This is a genomic window from Rhizobium sp. P38BS-XIX (assembly GCF_012641435.1).
In the GTDB taxonomy this organism is placed as follows: domain Bacteria; phylum Pseudomonadota; class Alphaproteobacteria; order Rhizobiales; family Rhizobiaceae; genus Rhizobium.
This window is the reverse complement of sequence record NZ_JABAIJ010000001.1, coordinates 1,310,261-1,328,053: the sequence shown is the minus strand read 5'-3', so window position 1 is coordinate 1,328,053 and position 17,793 is coordinate 1,310,261. Positions and strand designations below refer to the sequence as shown.

Below are 17,793 nucleotides of genomic sequence, written 5' to 3'. Positions count from 1 at the left end.
TTCCTAACCGATCATCCCATTTGTGAACTGTCATGTCCTCTACCTCTGTGCTAAACGATATTCCCGGCGGCAAATCTTTGCTTGAGTGGTTCGGGCGGATACCCCGCTTCCATGATGCCAAATTGCTGGAGATCAGCTTCTCCGGTAGCGGAGCAGGGCTGCTGCGTATTCACGCATGGAACATGACAGACCAGGTGGACGCCAAAGGTTACTTTGTCTTGGATAAGCATGCGATCGTTACGCTTATCCTCGAGGGGGTGAGTGCCATCAGTTGTACTGATTTCGATATGGTCCCAGGCATCATCTTCGATTTGGAAATTACGAAGACGGATCAGAGCTTTCGCATAGAATAGGATGCCAGCTACGGAGTGAGCGGTTTCGTCAGCGCCAAACATGTGGAGATCAGCCTCGTGCCAACGGAGGCTGGTTGAGAGTGCTTCGAGGCAGGAGCTAAATAAGTAGCCTAGGGGGCGACGAAATGCTTCCCCTCGAGGCGAGCTACGACGAAAACTGCTTGTAGCACTCGTCCGCCACCTGCCGCAGCATGTCCCGCGAGATCTCACCCGTCACCGCATAGCCAAGATCGCCGTCGATCCAGTAGAAGGTTTCGACGGCGTTGTCGCTGGCGAAACGGAAGCTGGTCGTGGTGTTGCCGCTGTTGCGCCCGACCAGAACCGTCAGACGCTGGCCCGTGGCATTCTCATACATGAACAGGGCGCCGGGCGTGCCGTTGATCGGCAACAGCCGGCCGCCGACAAGCTGGAAGCCCAGCCGCTGCAAGCTCGGCACCTTGAGACCGGCGACATTCATGCGCTTGCCGAGCCAGGTCGCGAGATGGGCTTCCTGATCTGCGCCGACTTCGACGGGATGGCGGACATCGCTGGCATAGACGACGAAGGCCGAATGCGCCTGCTGCGGGAGAGCCTCGATCGCTGTCAGCTGCAATTCGTGTGGCCTGAAGAGATTGGGACCGAAATGGCCCGCCGCGGCACCGGCGATAAAGAGCGCCAGGGAGGCCGCGAACATCATCAGCTTGCGGCTTCGGTGCGATCGGAACGTCTGTACGGACGGGGTGCCGGTATCCCTGGAAATCAGCCTTGTGTCGCCATCTCTCGATATCGCATAGGGCGAGAACATGGCCCTGATGTCATCGTTCTGCGTCTGCCAGGCGGCAACGATAGCGGCGTCCTCGGCGTTTTCAGCCAGCCACGCTTGCAGTTCTGCCTGCTTTTCCGGCGGCAGAAGGCCATCGGCAAAGGCGTGGAGATCCGCTTCGGTCACGGTCGGTTTGTGTTCGTTCATCTTGGTCTCCGAAGCGTGACAACGTTGTCGGCATTCAACAGGCTGGTCATCTTCTGGCGGGCGCGGGACAGGCGCGACATCACGGTGCCGATCGGGATCTCAAGCATGTCTGCGACATCCTGATAGCTGTAGCCCTCGACGACCACGAGCATCAGCACGGCGCGATACTCCTCGCCCAGACTGTTGAGTGCCGTTTCAAGGCGCGAGCGCTGCAGCGGATCGTTGTCGGTTTCGGCTGCCGGCAAATGGCTGTTGTCATCGATATCGACGAAACTGCGGCCGCCTTGCTGGCGCCGCCCGTTGCGATGGAGATTGGTCATGATGGTGAGGATCCAGCCGCGCAGGTTCAGCCCGCGCCATTGGCCGCGGCGGATTAAAACCTTCTCGACACAATCCTGAAGCAGGTCTTCGCCATCGGCGTCCGAGCGGGTGAGGCTGCGCGAATAGCGTCGCAGCGAGGGGAGGAGCGCCAGCACCTCCGCCTCGAAGCTATCGGGCGCGGGGGAGGTTCCCACCGCGCCTTTTTCATTCGCATCAGGGCTTCGCGACATCCCACACGCCCTTGAAACCGTCGCCGGCGACATCACCGGACTTTGTGTCCTTGACGAAGAAATAGAGCGGCATGCCGTCCTTTGCCCACTGCTTCATCCCGTCCTTGCGGGTGATGATCGAGTATGCACCCTCTGCCTTGGCTTTGCCATCGGCCATCAGCGGCGGCCAGGCTTTTGCGCAATCGCCGTTGCAATTGGATTCGCCCGACTTGTCGTTCTTGAACGTATAAAGCGTCATGCCGTTTTCGCCGGCAAGCACCTTGCCCTTGGCGCTTTCGACCGTCTTGACGGGTGCTGCGGCGAAAGCGGCGGTGGCAAAGGCCGATGCCGCTGCAAGCGCAGTCAGGAATCTCATGGTCTTCATGATGTTTCTCCTCGGATGGTGGACGATGGGTCCAGGCGTCGCATTTTGCATTGCCGGACATGAGACACGGGTGCGCCAGATTTTATTCCCAAGCTTGTCAGGTATTTTTTACTGCTTGCTTCCTGCTGCCGAATCCTGCCAATTCGGCCGATGCAATTCGCGCCGCAACAAGATGAAGCGCTCAAGGCCGTTGCCAAATGGCTGAAGGAGGGGCGCTCGCCGCTGTTCCGTCTGTTCGGCTATGCCGGCACGGGCAAGACGACGCTTGCGCGGCATTTTGCCGAGAATGTCGACGGCGATGTGCTGTTCGCGGCCTTTACGGGCAAGGCAGCACAGGTGCTGCGCTCGCGCGGTGCTTCCAACGCCAAGACCATTCATTCGCTGATCTACCGGCCGCGCGGCGAGGAAGCCGTCGAAGACGAAGAGACGGGCAAGACTTCGATCGCCCCGATGTTCACCATCAACCGCCAGAGCCCGGTCGCCAAGGCGGCGCTGATCATCGTCGACGAATGCTCGATGGTGGACGAAGCGCTCGGCAAGGACCTGATGAGCTTCGGCACGCCCATTCTGGTGCTCGGCGATCCGGGGCAGCTGCCGCCGGTGACCGGCGGCGGGTTTTTTACCAACGAGGAGCCGGATTATCTGCTGACGGATATTCACCGGCAGGCGCGTGACAATCCGATCATCCAGCTCGCCATGCAGGTGCGTGAGGGCAAGGAAATTATGCACGGCGATTATGGTACCGCGCAGGTGATTTCCAAGAATGATGTCACGCAGCCGCTGGTGCTCGAGGCGGATCAGGTTCTGGTCGGCACCAACAGGACGCGGCGGCGTTACAATCAGCGTCTGCGGGAGCTGAAAGGTTTTTCGGCTGAGTATCCGCAATCCGGAGACAAGTTGGTCTGCCTGCGCAACGATCCCGCCAAGGGATTGCTCAATGGTTCGCTCTGGCAGGTGATGACTTCTTCCAGGGAAACCACGAAGCCGGGCATCAATCTTCTGATCCGCCCGGAAGATGACGACATGGATCGTGGCGCCGCCAAGATCAAGCTATTGAAGCAGGCATTCGAGGATGTCGAGGGTGAGATTCCGTGGTCGACCCGCAAGCGTTATGACGAATTCGATTATGGCTATGCGCTGACGGTGCACAAGGCGCAGGGTTCGCAATGGAACAATGTGGTGCTGTTCGATGAGAGCTGGGCCTTTCGCGACACGCGCGAGCGCTGGCTTTATACGGCTATTACCCGCGCTGCCGAGACGCTGACGATCGTTCGCTGATACGCGGTTATGGGCGCTGAGTGACGGATGTCGCGCTCCGGTGACTTGTCGCTATCTGGGCCATCAAAGTTTTGCATGGATTGATGTCGGAATCTCGTTGGTTTTATTGGCCATAATGGCCTAAAACCGATGATATCGTCCGCTTTGAAAATCAGGGATTTCGATCATGCCCGCCAAGCTCTCCGTGAACCTCAACGCTATCGCGATGTTGCGCAACCGGCGTGATCTTCCCTGGCCGAGCGTGACCGGGCTGGGCCGCATCGCGCTTGCCGCCGGCGCCAGCGGTCTCACGGTTCATCCGCGTCCCGATCAGCGGCATGTCCGCTTTTCCGACCTGCCTGATATTCGCGCCCTGATCGATGACGAGTTTCCGGAGGCGGAGTTCAACATCGAGGGCTATCCGACAGACGAATTCTTCGATCTCTGCGCCGCAGCTCAGCCTGAGCAGGTGACACTTGTGCCCGATGATCCCACACAGGCGACCTCGGATCACGGTTGGGATTTTCGCAGGGATCGCGAGCTGCTGGCCGATGTCGTCGCCAAATACAAGAAAATCGGTTGCCGCGTTTCGCTGTTTGCCGATGGCGACGGCGATATCGAAGCGGTAAAGATCGCCAAGGATGTCGGGACTGATCGCATCGAGCTCTATACCGGCCCGTATGGTGGTTGTTACGACGATCCGCAGAAGGCGGCGGTCATTCTCGAAGCGCTCGGCAAGACCGCCGATGCCGCCTTTGCCAACGGTCTCGACGTCAATGCCGGTCACGATCTGACTGTCGCCAACCTGCCGGCGCTGATGAAGCGCATTCCGAAGCTTGCCGAGACCTCGATCGGCCATGGCTTGACCGCCGATGCGCTGGAATACGGCATGGCCGAAACGGTGCGGCGCTTCCGCCGGGCTTGCGGTCAGGTGGTTTGAGGGGAAGTGCTCCAAGCATATTACTGGCGACAAAATTGATGTCGTTGTTTCTGACGGTGGTCAAATAACGACAGAGAGCTTGTTGCTGTTGGTATCTTTTTCACGTACTTTACACGTAAAGCGAGTGTGAAAAGCTTTTCTATTCCGATACCGAGCTGTCGAGCCTGGGCTCCCAAAAAGGCTCGCCATGGCAATAGAGAGTTACGTTTGATGAAGACTGCTAAGTTAGCAATTCTTATTGCGCTCTTTTTGTTGGGACTGATTGATGCTGTCGTCGTTGGGTTTGGTGGATTCGCGGCTCTCGGAGACGGTCTGGACCAATGCCCTGACGGAAATAATTGTGACAGGGCCATAACGACACTGGCGATTTGCTCAATGATTTTGCCAGTAACTCTAGCGACATCCATCTTTTCTATTCGCTCAATTAAGCGACTGGTTTCGTTTTAACCAAAAATGGTAACGTCCGCGCCTCGCAAACAATAACCTCGAGGTGGCGCATGCGTAACAGATTGCTTGTCGCGTCATTTCGGCAATCCGAGAGGATAGCGAAAGGTGGAGTTCCGTGACTTAAATTCCAGAAAGCATGAAATTGGAATTGGGCGAGTGGAACAACGGCCGCGGCATCGATATTGGAAGCTGGACCGGGTGCGTCGGCAACTTTTCACTTGCTGTCGGATACTCTTCGATATTCTGGCCAAGCTTTGTTGCGCATCGACAATACATCTTGGTAGAGGGTTTTTCCGAAGAAGGGCTTAGAGCGTTCGAAAGTGCCCCAGCTTCGACGCGGCGGTCTATCGAATGGGTGATGAACCATCTTCACGTCGCGGATATCCAGCATTCGGAATGCGCAGATATATCCAGCGACAAGCTTATCCTTCTCGGCAAGCGACTAGTTGAAATTTTCGCGGCAAAGCTTCAGTGGCAGTTCCCGGATCGGGAATTCGTTGTGGAGTTCATTAAGCCGGAAAATCCAGAGGAGCTTATGGATTATCAGGTAAGCTTTTTTCAGAAGTAAACATTGGAAAGACAAAAGTGTCTTCGACAGAGTTTCGGCAATCGGAACGAACTGGTCCCGACGCTAGGCTCTTTGAACAGCGGCGATGGTCGTTGTTTCAGGGTGCAAGGTTGTCTCTCCCCGCGACGCGGGGAGACGACTGAGCTGAATGAATGCAAGCGGATAGGCCGGCCCGGCCGCTCCAAAAATCAGCCGGCTAATACAGCCTTGTGTTCCTCAAAGAAGGCGCGCAGCGTCTGCGGTTCCTTGCCGGTCAGCTTGTTGAAATCATTCGTCAGGATGTCGAATTTGCCGGCGCGGGTGTTTGCGTCGGCGGAGACGAGCATGTTGACGACGAAGGGTGGCAGGCCTGCGCCGGCAAGGCCAGCGGCGAACTGTTCGTCATTTACCTCAACGACTTCAAGCGGGCGGGCGGTGATCCGGCTGACAACACTTGCGATGTCCTCGACGGTGACGGCGGTCGAGCCGGTCAGCGTGTAGGTGACGCTTTCCGTGCTGTCGGAGGCCAGCGCGGCTGCGATGGCGAGAGCGCAATCTTCACGGCTGATATTGCTGAGACGGCCGCCGCCGGTTGCCGTGTACCACTTGCCGGTTTCGAGGCTGTGCGGCAGGCCGAGGAGATAATTGTCGAAGTACCAGGCGTCACGCAGGATCGTGTAGCCGATGCCGCTTGCCTTGATGGCATTCTCGGTGCCGAGGTGGTCGGGCGCGAAGGTGACGAGAGAGTCTTCCGGCGCGGGCATCGAGGTGTAGAGAACATGTTTTACGCCGGCAGCCTTGGCGGCTTCCACGGCAGCGGTATGTTGCGTCAGGCGCTGTCCCGGAACCGCCAGCGCATCGGTGCTGATGATCAGCACGCGATCGACGCCGGCAAAGGCGGCCGACAGGCTGGCGGCATCGTCGAAATCGGCCTTGCGGGTGATGATGCCCTTGGCGGCGAGGTCGGCAAGCTTCTCCGGGCTGCGCGTGGCGGCGATGATGCGGCCGGGCGCGACCTTGTATGTCTCCAGCAGGTGATGGATGACGCGCTGACCAAGCTGACCGGCGGCGCCGGTGACGAGAAGAGTGCTGCTCATGTGTTTTCCCTTGTTGGACCACCGGAAATTCGCGGAGGCCTGGTTGCTCTCAAAAAGAGACTAGCACTAGAATAGGAATTGACTTCATGGTGTAAAGGAGGCAGTTTTTCGGCTCCAAGTTACCAAAAGGGAACCGGCATGAGCGCCAGTACCGTCGTCAACCTGCGTAAAGTAGATCCGCCACTGCGCGACGTCGATCTCAGCAACCTCGATTTCGGCAACTGCCCCGTGCGCGATCTGATCTCGCAGATCGGCGGGAAGTGGTCTGTGCTGCTTCTGGAAACACTGGCAAAACGGCCGTATCGCTTTGGTGAATTGCGCCGGCTGGTGCCCGATATCTCCCAGCGCATGCTGACGCAGACGCTGCGCGACTTGCAGCGCGACGGCTATATCGATCGAGAAGTCTTTCCCACCAAACCGCCGAGCGTCGAATATCGCCTGACCGATCTCGGCTATTCGCTTTACGAGCCGCTGGCGCAGCTGCTGAACTGGGCGGAAGCCAATCACGAAGCCGTGAAGGCTGCGAGGGTTCGTTTCGACCAATCGCCAAACTGAGCCGCCCATCGTGAAGCCTTTGAAGATTGCCATCGTCGGCGCCGGACCTGCAGGTCTTGCTGCCTCCCTTCTTCTCACGCGTGCGGGCCACGCGACCGACATCATCGAACGCTTCGACAGTCCGGCACCCGTTGGCTCCGCGTTGATGCTGCAGCCGACCGGTTTGACCGTGCTCGAGGCGCTTGGCCTCGGGCCGGCCATTCATGCAGCAGGCAACCGCATCGACCGATTGTTCGGGACGGAAACCGCCCGTGGCCGCATCGTACTCGATGTTCGCTACAATGCGCTGCCGGGTGGGCGCTATGGGCTCGGTGTCCATCGCGCCGCGCTATTCGAGACACTTTACGATGAAGTCTCCGCACGGCGACACAAGATCCTGACCGGACAGCGGGTCGTCGGCGTCAGCGAGGAGGGCGGCGAAAGTTATCTCTCCATCGAAGGCGGGGAGCGGCTCGGTCCCTACGATCTCGTGATCGATGCGAGTGGCGCCCGCTCCGAGTTGGCGGCGGCATCGCCAGCCGCACCGCGAGCGCGCAATCTGACTTACGGTGCTTTCTGGGCGACGCTCGATTGTCCCGATGGATTGGTGGATCAGGCGGCGCTGACGCAGCGTTACGATAAAGCGAGCGTCATGATCGGCGTCCTGCCGATCGGCTGCAGACGGCCCGGCCTGCCGAAGCAGGCGGCCTTGTTCTGGAGCCTCAAGGTTAGCGAAGCCGATGAGGTGCGCAAGCGCGGGCTGGAACAGTGGAAACAGGCAATCCGCAGCTATTGGCCGGAATGCGAACCCTTGCTGGAGCAAATCACCGATTGGGACCAGCTGACGCTGGCACGCTATGCCCATCGCACCATGATGGTGCCCTTTAGCGGACGGATGGTCTTTGTTGGCGACGCGGCGCATTCCACCAGCCCGCAGCTCGGGCAGGGCGCCAATATGGCGCTTCTCGATGTTGCGGCATTGGCGCATGCGCTGGCGCGGAATGAAACGATCGAGGCGGCTCTTTTGGATTATGCCAGGGCGCGGCGGATGCATGTGCGCCTGTTCCAGCTGCTTTCGGCGGCTTTCACGCCGTTCTATCAATCGGATTCGGCAGCACTCGCCTGGGTTCGGGATCGGCTGGTCGCGACGATTGCCAGAGTGCCGCCTGCGCCGCAAATCCTGGCGGGCATCGTTTCCGGCACATTGGTCGATCCCTTCCATGGCGCAGGCCTGCGAGAATGCGATTGGCTGCGGCAGGCGCTGCCGCAGCCGACTTGATTAGTTCTTGCGCTCGGTGAGGAACGCCAGCAGGGCGATGACGGGGAAGGCGACGCCGATCCACGAGGCAAGGTTCCAGCCGCCGGTCGCATAGGCCCAGCCGCCAAGCGCCGAGCCAAGCGCGCCGCCGGCAAAGAAGGTCGCCATATAAAGACCGTTCAGCCGGCTACGATGTTCTGCGCTGAGTGCGAAGATGGAGCGCTGACCCAGCACCAGATTCGTCTGAACGCCGAAATCGAGCATGATGCCGGACAGTGTCAGCGTGACCAGCGCCAGCAGCGAACCGCTGCCGGAAAAATGGCCGATCAGGAACGCGACGATCGCAAGCACCAGTGCAAAGGCGGTTGCAAGCTTCGTCCAGCCGCGGTCGGCAACGCGTCCGGCAATCGGCGAGGCGACGGCACCTGCCGCCCCGGCAAGCGCAAACAGAGCGATGCCGTTCTGCGTCAAGCCGAAGGCCGGGCTTGCCAACAGCAGCGGCGTCGTCGTCCAGAAAAGGCTGAAAGCACCGAACATGCAGGCCTGATAGAGCGCACGGCGCTGCAGCACCGGCGTGCGAAGCGCGAGATGGCCCATGGAGGACAGGAGCTGTCCATAATGCAGCTTGGTATGCGGAACGCGGGTCGGCAGGACGACACGCAGGATGACGATCAGCCCGACCATGATACCAGCCGAAATGATGTAGACCGCGTGCCAGGACAGAAGTTCGGACAGGAAGCTTGCGGCGGGGCGGGCGAGCATGATGCCGCAGAGCAGACCGCTCATGACATTGCCGACGACAGCGCCGCGGCTGGCATCCGGCGCCATATGGGCTGCGAAGGGAACGAGCACCTGCACCGCGACCGAGGCGAGGCCGATACAGAGCGATGCCAGCAGGAAAAGCGATGGCGACCATGCGAAGGCCGCGCCGATGAGAGCCACGGCGGACAATGCGACCAGTGTCAGTACCAGCTTGCGGTTTTCCAGAAGGTCACCCAGGGGAACGATCAACAGGAGGCCGAGGCCGTAGCCGATCTGGGTCAGGGTCACGATCAGGCCGGTGGCGGCGGGGCTGAAGCCAAGCGACTGGCTGATGGGGCCGGCAAGCGGCTGGCCATAGTATAGATTTGCGGCCACCAGCCCACAGGCTGCGGCGAACATGAATGTCAGAAGCGGCGAAAGGGTCTTCTCGGGGAGCGGCGTGCTCTCCCGTCTCACTGCGGCAGTTGCGGGCATGTTTCATCCTCGATGGGGATATGGGGAGCGTGCTCCCTGGAAAAAGCGATGAAAATCAGTTCAGTAATTTCATGGCCGTCTCGACGGCGGCGAGCATCTGTGCGGTGTTGCGTCCGGTCTTTCCGATCACACGCATGCCCTTCGTCAGGGCAAGCAGGGCGCAGGCCGTGCCTTCGGGATCGACGTGCTTCGCCACGGATCCGTCGGAATGACCGAGGCGAATGAGATCCAGAATGCGCTTTTCGTCGAAATCGAAGGCCACGGCGACACGGCCGGCAACCTCTTCATCGAACAGCGCAAGCTCGGTTGCGCTGCCGACCACGAGACAGCCACGACGGCCGCTCTCGCCACACGAGGCGTCGGCGAAATATGTCACCAGCGCCCGCAGCTTTTCATGGGCGTTCGGCGACGTGGCAAGCGTGTCGTCGATCAATTGCTGGCGCACTTGCCGATAGCGGCTGAAGACGGCGAGGAACACGCCACGCTTGTCGCCAAATGCCTTGTAGATGCTGCCGGCCGTCAGGCCCATGGCCTCGGTCAGTTCGCTGATCGAGGCGGCATAGTAACCTCGCTCGGAAAAGACGCGCAGCGCTTCATCCAACGCGGAATCCATATCGAATTCCCTGGGGCGGCCGCGAAGTTTTGGCGCGATATCGAGTGTGCTTGTTGTCATGGGTTTCTTTTAGGAAATGATCGTTTCCAAATCAAGCAGATTTTGCGTTGCAGCAAGTTTCCTGCCCTAAATCGACATCTCTGCTTTGCTTTGCGTGATGTGGCGTCGCGGATAGAAGTGGTTTGTGGCCGTGCTTGCTGGCTATGTCAGGTGGGAGTGGTGCTCTAACGTCCTGCTGCGTCAGTGCTCTTTTGCAATGGTGACGGGAAGGGAATGACGTTCGGTGTCATTGGCTATGTTTAGCCTACCGCGATGCGTCAGCGTTAGAACAGTCCTGCAAGCTTTCTATACGATCCTGCGTATTGAAAGGTTTTTAGGGCTTCCGGCTATTCTGGCTATCGTGGCCTCAAAGGTCCAGTTCCCAAGTCTGGCCGTTCAGTTCGGGCCCGAACATGCAATGCTTTTCTTCCGCTGTCAGTTTGAAGCCCGCTTTGATGTAGATCGCGCGAGCGGTGTCGAGGATATCGTTGGTCCAGAGCGAGAGCTTGTGGTAGCCGGCCTCGCGCGAAAAGCGGATGCATTCGTCGACCAGGAGTTTGCCAAGGCCAAGGCCGCGTGCTGCCTTGTCGACGTAGAGCAGCCTGAGTTTGGCGACGCCGTTGCCGCCGTCGGCGATCATTGCTGAACCGACGTTGAGGCCGTAGCGTTCGGCGATCCAGCACCGTTCGTTCTGCGCATTGAAGTTGGACAGGAATTTCCCCGCGACTTCGGCCACGAGACCCTCGAAGCGATGATCCCAGCCGTATTCTTCGCTGTAGAATCGCCCCTGGCTCTGCACGATCCAGCCGATGTCGCCGATGCGATGGTTGCGGATGATGGCGGGAGTGGCTGCGGCTTCGTCGGCGCCCAGCGTATCCTGGATCGTGCGCATGGCGGCCACCACATGCTCTGGCGCGCCGATTGCCAGCTTCCCGAAATATCCGGCGATCTGCGCGCGCGAACGGCGCACGAATTCCTCGAACTGCGCTTGTCCCTTCTCGGTGACCTTGATGATCTGGCTGCGCGCATCATTCGGGTCCGGCGTGGTTTCGATCAGTCCATCCTCACGAAAACGCTTGACGATGCGGCTGAGATAGGCGGGATCGAGATGGAGTTCGCGCGTCAGCGCCGAAGCCGCGACACCGCCGCGAAAGCCGACTTCGAACAGCACGCGCACATCCGTCAGCGTGTAGGGACTATCGAGATAGGCCTTGTTCAGAACGCCGAGAAAATTCGTGTAGAAGCGGTTGAAATCGCGGACAGCATCAATGGTCGCGAATTCGGCGGCAAGAGTCATGACATCGTCTCCTAAAGCATAGGAGACGATGTCCAATATTTAGTTGACGGAGTCAAGTAATTTAAGCGTAGTCAGGCGGCGCAGCTGCTGCTCGACGTTTCGTTCGATAGCGCGAAGTCGACAGCCGCTTCGGCGTGGATCGTCGTGGTGTCGAAGCCCGGCAAGATCAGCGCCTTCGGATCGAGAATGAGGCATATCTCCGTGCAGCCGAGAATGACGCTGTCGGCGCCATCTGCCTTGGCCCGCTCGATGATGGCATTCAGCTTGCGGCGCGACTCGTCCTTGATGATGCCGGCGCAGAGTTCGTTGAAGATGATATCGTGCGTTACCGTGCGATCTTCGGGACCTGGGACCATGATGGAAACGCCGTTTTCGGCCATGCGTTCGGCATAGAAACCATGCTCCATCGTGTAGCGCGTAGCGAGCAGTAGCGGCTTGACCCGGCCCGCGGCCTTCAACGCTGTCGCCGTCTCATCAATGATGTGGATCAGCGGCACCGACACGCGCTCGGCAACCTGCGGCGCGATCAGGTGCATAGTGTTGGTGCAGATGAGCACGCACTCGGCACCGGCGGATTGCAGGCGCTGCGCGGCATCGGCGAGGCGATCGGCTGCGTCGTTCCAGCGTCCGGCCTTCTGAAGAGCGACGATCTCTTCGAAGTTGACGGAATACATGACCAACTCGGCCGAGGAGAGACCGCCCAGCCGCTCGCGGACCATTTCATTGATCTGGCGATAATAGACTGCCGAACTCTCGAAACTCATGCCGCCGATCAGGCCAATGGTACGCATAATGCTGTTCTCCGCTCCTAATGTTTGAATGGAGGAATAGTGAGGTGATTCACGCGCCGCGTGCTTGCATTTTTCGAAGCTTATTGCAGTCTCAATGCAATAGTTTGCGTATTTTCAGTTTTTTATGCAAATTGACGGCGCGTTAGATGGGAATGCCGCATATGCTTGACGAACGTGACCGTAAGATTCTTGAATTTCTGCAGGCGGATGCGGGTGTCTCCGTGACAGAGCTCGCCGATCGCGTAGCTTTGTCGGTTTCCGCCTGCTCGCGCCGTATCCAGCGCCTGGAGGAGAGCGGTCACATTGCCCGCCGCATCGTCGTGCTCGACCGCGAGAAAATGAGTGTACCGACCACGGTCTATGCGCTGATCAAGACCGCGCATCATGCCGACGAATGGATCGAGGCTTTCCGTAAGGTCATCAGCGATATTCCCGAGATCGTCGAAGCGCATCGTCTCACCGGGAATTACGATTACATCCTCAAGATCGTCCTGCCGCGCGTCGAACATTATGATGTTATTTACAAGCAGCTGGTGCGGCGGGTGGAGCTGTTCGATGTCTCCGCCTCGATCTCCATGGAGGAGCTGAAGGGCGGCGTTTCCATTCCGGTGAGCTATGCACAATAATTAAGCAAGAACCATGATGGCCGCAGGGGTGCCATGCATAAAAGATAGTTGCTGCCCATGCGCCTCAACCCTACGTTTTCGGTCAACGTATTTATGAGGTGTTGCCATGCAGGATCATCACGTTGTCGTTGTCGGAGGAGGTTTCGGCGGGGTGCAGCTCGTCAATGACCTGAAAGGTGCTCCGGTTCGCATCACGATGATCGACCGGCGCAATCATCACCTGTTTCAGCCGCTGCTCTATCAGGTCGCAACGACGTTGCTGGCGACCTCCGAGATTGCCTGGCCGATCCGAAACTTCTTCAGGGACAGGCCCGAAGTGACGACACTGCTGGCTGAAGTCGTCGGCGTGGACGGCGAGGCGCATCAGGTACTTCTGAAGAATGGCCAACGGATCGCTTATGACACTCTGGTGCTGGCGACCGGGGCCACGCATGCCTATTTCGGCCATGACGAATGGGAGCCGGTGGCTCCGGGCCTGAAAACCCTCGAGGACGCGACGACGATCCGCCGGCGTGTGCTCCTGGCATTCGAAAGAGCCGAGATGGAAACGGATCCGGTGGTGCGTGATGCGCTGCTGACATTCGTCATCGTCGGCGCAGGGCCGACGGGCGTCGAGCTTGCTGGCATCATCTCGGAACTGGCGCGAACGACGTTGCCGAAGGAATTTCGCAACATCGACACGAGCAAGGCGAGGATTATCCTGGTGGAAGCCGGTCCGCGTGTCCTGGCTGCCTTTGCCGAGGACCTGTCGGACTATGCGCGCAAGGAGCTCGAAAAGCACGGCGTCGAACTTCGTTTCGGCAAGCCCGTGACATCATGCACTGCCGAAGGGGTTACGATCGGTGATGCTTTCGTGCCTTGCCGCACCATCGTATGGGCTGCGGGCGTGCAGGCATCACCCGCTGCGACATGGCTGGATATTCCGGCTGATCGCGCCGGCCGTGCGGTGGTGGACAAGGATCTGCGGGCGCCCGGCAAGCAGGATATTTTCGTGATCGGCGATACGGCTGCCGTGATGCGCGATGACGGCAGCCCGGTGCCGGGGATTGCGCCAGCCGCCAAGCAGCAGGGGGCTTACGTCGCCAAGGTGATCAAGGCCAAGCTCGCAGGCAAGGCTGCCCCCGGACCATTTCACTATCGTCACCAAGGCAGCCTTGCGACGATCGGCAAGAGCGCGGCGATCATCGATTTCGGCTGGTTCAAATTGAAGGGATGGCTCGCCTGGTGGGTATGGGGCCTGGCCCACATCTATTTCCTCATCGGCGTGCGATGGCGCATCGCGGTCGCCTGGAGCTGGCTGTGGATCTATCTCAGCCGGCAGCACAGCGCCCGGCTGATCACGCAACGAGAAACCATGCGTGACGATTGAAAAAGGCGGCGTCCTCATCGGACGCCGCCTTTTTCTATTTATGCCAGCGAAGCGATATCGATAACGAAGCGGTAGCGAACGTCGCTCTTCAGAACGCGCTCATAGGCTTCGTTGACCTGATCCATGTTGATCACCTCGATTTCCGAGACGATGTTATGCTTGCCGCAGAAGTCGAGCATTTCCTGCGTTTCCTTGATCGAACCGATCATGGAGCCGGAAAGGCTGCGGCGGCCCGGGATCAGCGAGAAGGCATGAACCGGGACGGGATGCTCCGGTGCGCCGACGACGACCATGCTTCCATCCACCTTCAACAGGTTCAGATAGGCATTCCAGTCGACAGCGATGCCAACCGTCATGATGATGAGATCGAAGGTGCCGGCGAGCGTCTTGAAGGTCTCGGCATCGCTCGTGGCGTAGTAGTGGTCGGCGCCGATGCGCAGGCCGTCTTCCTTCTTCGACAGCGTTTGGCTGAGAACGGTCACATCCGCGCCCATGGCATGAGCGATCTTGACGCCCATATGGCCGAGGCCACCCATGCCGACGATCGCGACCTTCTTGCCGGGACCGGCCTTCCAGTGATGCAGCGGCGAGTAAAGCGTGATTCCGGCGCAAAGCAGCGGTGCTGCGGCGTCGAGCGGCAGATTTTCCGGGATCGACAGGACATAGCCTTCCTTGACGACGATCGAGTCCGAATAGCCGCCATAGGTCGGCGTCGTGCCATCGGCCTCGACGTCGTTGTAGGTCTGGACGACGCCCGGCATGTAGTGCTCGAGGTCCAGATCGCGGGTGGCGCAGGTCGTGCACGAGTTGACGAAGCAGCCAACGCCGACGCGGTCGCCGACCTTGAACTTGGTCACATTCGAGCCGACGGCGCTGACGATACCGGCGATCTCATGGCCCGGCACCATGGGGTATCTTGCGTTGCCCCATTCGTTGCGCGCCTGATGGATGTCGGAATGGCAGATGCCGGAGAATTTGATTTCGATGACGACGTCGTCCGCGTTCGGCTCGCGGCGTTCGAAGGTGAACGGCGTCAACGGCTTGGACGCATCCGTGGCTGCATAACCCTTTGCGATAGGCATGGGAAATTTCCTTGTTTTCGGATTGGGTTGGGAGTGGAAACTGGGAGAGCCGACTTATGCACCGGAACGTCGCCACAGTGTTAGAGCGATCCTGCAAGCTTTATGTACGATCCTGCGAATCTAAATTTGCGGAGGCTCTTTTGCTGAGGGGCGGGGGCACCTAGATAGACTAAAACCTGCGCTCGAAAACAATCGGTTGCCTATGACACTGGCTTTCAACCCCAATCAGGAACTCGCCTCGATCGTTGCCCGCTTCGCCACGTCCGACGGGGAGTTCAACACGGCGATCCCCAGCCTGTCCCTGCATAGGCAGTCGGCCGATACGCCGTTGCAGCATCGGGAATATCGCCCGGTCTTTGCCGTTGTCGTGCAGGGGCGAAAGTCGCTGACGCTGGGTGCGGACACATTCCACTATGGCGCAGGACAATATGTACTGACCGCGCTCGACTTGCCGGTGTCGACTCAGATTACCGGGGTTGCCAATGCGTCCCCCTATCTCTGCTTTGCCATGTCTCTCGAGTATGAGCGCCTCAACGAGTTGCTGTCTCGGGTGACCATCCCGCGTCACGCGTTGACGGCCGATGGCATGCGCGGGCTTGCCGTCAGCTACGCGCCGCCGGAGCTTCTCGATGCGTCCCTGCGGCTGTTGCGACTGCTCGATACGCCGGACGATATACCGGCGATGGCGCCGTTGATCGAACAGGAAATTCTCTATCGGCTTCTCACTGGTCCGGACGGGCCGAGGCTGTTGCAGGTGGCTACCGCGGGCGGGCAGAGCAACAGGGTTGCGCGTGCGGTCAACTGGCTGCGCAGCAATTTTGCCCTGCCGCTGCGGATCGAGGAACTGGCTGAGCATGTGGGTATGAGCGTTTCGTCGCTGCACCACCATTTCAAAGCCGTGACGGCGATGTCGCCGATGCAATATCAAAAGCAGCTTCGTTTACATGAGGCGCGCCGGTTGCTGGTTGTCGAAAAGCTCGACGTCGGCTCGGTCGGCCATCGCGTCGGGTATCAGAGCCCTTCGCAGTTCAGCCGCGAATATAGCCGGCTGTATGGTCTGCCGCCGCTCAAGGACGCCGAAGCCATGCGCGGTGCGGTCGCTGCCGAATAGGACCGATGGTTTAAGCCAAGCGCGCTCAGCTCATGGGCGCGCCGCACTCGCCACCGCTCCAGGTGTAGCTGAGATCGGAATCCTGCGTTCCCCATAATCCTTCGAAGCGTCGATAGTTGCGATCGAAGCGGATCACCAGCGATCCCATTCCATATTTGTCGAACCAGCGCAATCTGCGCTGCACACCGGACGATGCGCCAATTTCCGAGAGCGAACCGACCGTTGTTTCTCCGTCGTCGTTGAAGCGGTAGGTGCCTGAGATGTGATTGCGTCGGTCGATCGTGAAGATGGTCTCGACATCGACCAATTTCCCGCTCGAGAGCAGCTTGCCGCAATAGTGCCCCATTGGTCCGGACATTGGCTTTGCCGTTGAAGGACCTGACGCGAGCGTCGAGAACAAGCCGAGCGCGAGACAGATCCCAACTACGCGGAAAAGTATCAAGTGCTTGTTTTCAGGCATTGATCCGGTCGATTTCTTGGAGGCAAGCAGATGCTCGATTTTCATCTGAACGGTCCGGCAAAGAGTGAGATTGCAGCAAGCTCTATCCGTCGTAAGCCCTCCCTGACAAGTCCTGTCTTTTTTGCGCAGCGCAGCTACGAATTCCGCTTGACGACCAGCCTGCAGTGCTGCATAAAGCGCCACGAACCGTACCGTACGGTACGCATTTGGGAGTAGCCATCGTGCTGAGCGAAGTAGGACAGTCGAGCGAGTTTTCGCCGCGCCAGAACGCGGTTTTGGAACAGGCGCTGCGCCTCCTCGTTGACGGCGGCGAAAAGGCGCTGACGACTTCGGGCGTCGCACGCGCCGCCAATTGCTCGAAGGAAAGTCTTTACAAGTGGTTTGGCGATCGCGACGGCCTGCTGTCGGCGATGATCGCGTATCAGGCGAGCAAGGTGCGCACCTTCGAGCGCAACGGCGAACGACTGAACACGACCAGCCTGCACGACCACCTCGTCATCTTTGCCCGCGATCTGCTCGAAGTTCTGGCCGGCGACGTCTCGCTCGCCTTGAACCGTCTGGCAATCGGCCAATCGAACCGCGACGGCTCCAAGCTCGGCAAGCTCTTGCTCGAGCGTGGCCGCAGGCAGATCGATCGCCGCGCCAGCGGCTTGATCGACGCCGGCAAGCGGGCAGGGCTGTTGCGCTTTGACGATGCCGACGAGGCATATCACACGCTTTACGGGCTCATCGTTTCCGATCTGCATGTTCGCATGCTGCTCGGCGAGCCCGGTTTGAAGGACACGAGCCGTCAGGCGGAAAAGGCGGTCAGCGCCTTCCTCCGGCTTTACGGCACGGAGAAAGTATTGGCGGAAGCAGCCGCGACCGTCTGA

At 59.4% G+C, this 17,793-nt stretch carries 20 protein-coding genes; 10 read left to right on the top strand and 10 right to left on the bottom strand.

Going from position 1 to position 17,793, the window contains the following annotated elements:
* Positions 1–32: 32 nt before the first annotated feature.
* Positions 33–353, top strand: a complete 321-nt coding sequence (locus HGP17_RS06425) for a hypothetical protein (protein WP_168806982.1) — start codon at positions 33–35, stop codon at positions 351–353.
* Positions 354–498: 145 nt separating this feature from the next.
* Here HGP17_RS06425 and HGP17_RS06420 read toward each other — a convergent pair whose 3' ends face one another.
* The 3 genes from HGP17_RS06420 to HGP17_RS06410 are packed head-to-tail and all read right to left on the bottom strand — an operon-like array spanning position 499 to position 2,217.
* Complete coding sequence (locus HGP17_RS06420; protein ID WP_168806980.1) at positions 499–1,302, bottom strand: anti-sigma factor; 804 nt, start codon at positions 1,300–1,302, stop codon at positions 499–501.
* Positions 1,299–1,853, bottom strand: a complete 555-nt coding sequence (locus HGP17_RS06415; protein ID WP_168806978.1) for an RNA polymerase sigma factor — start codon at positions 1,851–1,853, stop codon at positions 1,299–1,301. The genes HGP17_RS06420 and HGP17_RS06415 overlap by 4 nt, the downstream gene beginning before the upstream one ends.
* Complete coding sequence (locus tag HGP17_RS06410; protein WP_168806976.1) at positions 1,837–2,217, bottom strand: hypothetical protein; 381 nt, start codon at positions 2,215–2,217, stop codon at positions 1,837–1,839. The genes HGP17_RS06415 and HGP17_RS06410 overlap by 17 nt, the downstream gene beginning before the upstream one ends.
* Before the next feature lie 150 nt (positions 2,218–2,367).
* On the opposite strand from HGP17_RS06410, the gene HGP17_RS06405 reads away from it, so the two are divergent.
* The 3 genes from HGP17_RS06405 to HGP17_RS06395 all read left to right on the top strand — a co-directional run bounded on the left by HGP17_RS06405 (position 2,368) and on the right by HGP17_RS06395 (position 5,429).
* On the top strand, positions 2,368–3,495 hold the full coding sequence (locus HGP17_RS06405) for an ATP-dependent RecD-like DNA helicase (protein ID WP_168806973.1): 1,128 nt from the start codon (positions 2,368–2,370) through the stop codon (positions 3,493–3,495).
* A 166-nt stretch (positions 3,496–3,661) separates the two neighbouring features.
* On the top strand, positions 3,662–4,414 hold the full coding sequence (locus HGP17_RS06400; protein WP_168806971.1) for a pyridoxine 5'-phosphate synthase: 753 nt from the start codon (positions 3,662–3,664) through the stop codon (positions 4,412–4,414).
* 583 nt (positions 4,415–4,997) lie between these two features.
* A complete protein-coding gene (locus HGP17_RS06395; protein ID WP_168806969.1) occupies positions 4,998–5,429 on the top strand; it encodes a hypothetical protein in 432 nt (143 codons plus the stop codon).
* A gap of 188 nt (positions 5,430–5,617) precedes the next feature.
* Here HGP17_RS06395 and HGP17_RS06390 read toward each other — a convergent pair whose 3' ends face one another.
* Entirely contained in the window at positions 5,618–6,505 is an 888-nt protein-coding gene (locus tag HGP17_RS06390) for an SDR family oxidoreductase (protein ID WP_168806967.1), read from the bottom strand.
* A 138-nt stretch (positions 6,506–6,643) separates the two neighbouring features.
* Between HGP17_RS06390 and HGP17_RS06385 the strand changes: the two genes are divergently transcribed.
* Together HGP17_RS06385 and HGP17_RS06380 are read left to right on the top strand one after the other, a co-directional pair.
* Positions 6,644–7,060: a helix-turn-helix domain-containing protein gene (locus tag HGP17_RS06385; protein ID WP_168806965.1), complete on the top strand. Its 417-nt coding sequence runs from the start codon at positions 6,644–6,646 to the stop codon at positions 7,058–7,060.
* Positions 7,061–7,070: 10 nt separating this feature from the next.
* Positions 7,071–8,318, top strand: a complete 1,248-nt coding sequence (locus tag HGP17_RS06380; protein ID WP_168806963.1) for an NAD(P)/FAD-dependent oxidoreductase — start codon at positions 7,071–7,073, stop codon at positions 8,316–8,318.
* Here HGP17_RS06380 and HGP17_RS06375 read toward each other — a convergent pair whose 3' ends face one another.
* The 4 genes from HGP17_RS06375 to HGP17_RS06360 form a co-directional block, all read right to left on the bottom strand.
* Positions 8,319–9,533, bottom strand: a complete 1,215-nt coding sequence (locus HGP17_RS06375) for an MFS transporter (RefSeq protein WP_168806962.1) — start codon at positions 9,531–9,533, stop codon at positions 8,319–8,321.
* A gap of 55 nt (positions 9,534–9,588) precedes the next feature.
* On the bottom strand, positions 9,589–10,206 hold the full coding sequence (locus HGP17_RS06370; protein WP_168806961.1) for a TetR/AcrR family transcriptional regulator: 618 nt from the start codon (positions 10,204–10,206) through the stop codon (positions 9,589–9,591).
* 346 nt (positions 10,207–10,552) lie between these two features.
* A complete protein-coding gene (locus tag HGP17_RS06365; protein ID WP_168806960.1) occupies positions 10,553–11,482 on the bottom strand; it encodes a bifunctional helix-turn-helix transcriptional regulator/GNAT family N-acetyltransferase in 930 nt (309 codons plus the stop codon).
* A gap of 71 nt (positions 11,483–11,553) precedes the next feature.
* Positions 11,554–12,273, bottom strand: coding sequence for an aspartate/glutamate racemase family protein (locus tag HGP17_RS06360; protein ID WP_168806959.1), 720 nt, complete (start codon positions 12,271–12,273; stop codon positions 11,554–11,556).
* Between the two features lie 161 nt (positions 12,274–12,434).
* On the opposite strand from HGP17_RS06360, the gene HGP17_RS06355 reads away from it, so the two are divergent.
* Positions 12,435–12,899, top strand: coding sequence for an Lrp/AsnC family transcriptional regulator (locus HGP17_RS06355; RefSeq protein ID WP_168806958.1), 465 nt, complete (start codon positions 12,435–12,437; stop codon positions 12,897–12,899).
* A gap of 106 nt (positions 12,900–13,005) precedes the next feature.
* On the top strand, positions 13,006–14,268 hold the full coding sequence (locus tag HGP17_RS06350; protein WP_168806957.1) for an NAD(P)/FAD-dependent oxidoreductase: 1,263 nt from the start codon (positions 13,006–13,008) through the stop codon (positions 14,266–14,268).
* A 38-nt stretch (positions 14,269–14,306) separates the two neighbouring features.
* On the opposite strand, the gene HGP17_RS06345 is transcribed toward HGP17_RS06350, so the two are convergent.
* Positions 14,307–15,350, bottom strand: coding sequence for an NAD(P)-dependent alcohol dehydrogenase (locus tag HGP17_RS06345; RefSeq protein ID WP_168806956.1), 1,044 nt, complete (start codon positions 15,348–15,350; stop codon positions 14,307–14,309).
* Positions 15,351–15,552: 202 nt separating this feature from the next.
* Between HGP17_RS06345 and HGP17_RS06340 the strand changes: the two genes are divergently transcribed.
* Positions 15,553–16,461, top strand: coding sequence for an AraC family transcriptional regulator (locus HGP17_RS06340; RefSeq protein WP_168808121.1), 909 nt, complete (start codon positions 15,553–15,555; stop codon positions 16,459–16,461).
* 25 nt (positions 16,462–16,486) lie between these two features.
* Here the strand turns inward: HGP17_RS06340 and HGP17_RS06335 are convergent, their stop codons facing one another.
* Positions 16,487–16,819, bottom strand: coding sequence for a hypothetical protein (locus HGP17_RS06335; protein ID WP_168806955.1), 333 nt, complete (start codon positions 16,817–16,819; stop codon positions 16,487–16,489).
* A 323-nt stretch (positions 16,820–17,142) separates the two neighbouring features.
* On the opposite strand from HGP17_RS06335, the gene HGP17_RS06330 reads away from it, so the two are divergent.
* Positions 17,143–17,793 carry a TetR/AcrR family transcriptional regulator C-terminal domain-containing protein gene (locus tag HGP17_RS06330; protein ID WP_168806954.1) on the top strand — a complete coding sequence of 217 codons (651 nt, stop codon included), beginning with the start codon at positions 17,143–17,145 and terminating at the stop codon, positions 17,791–17,793.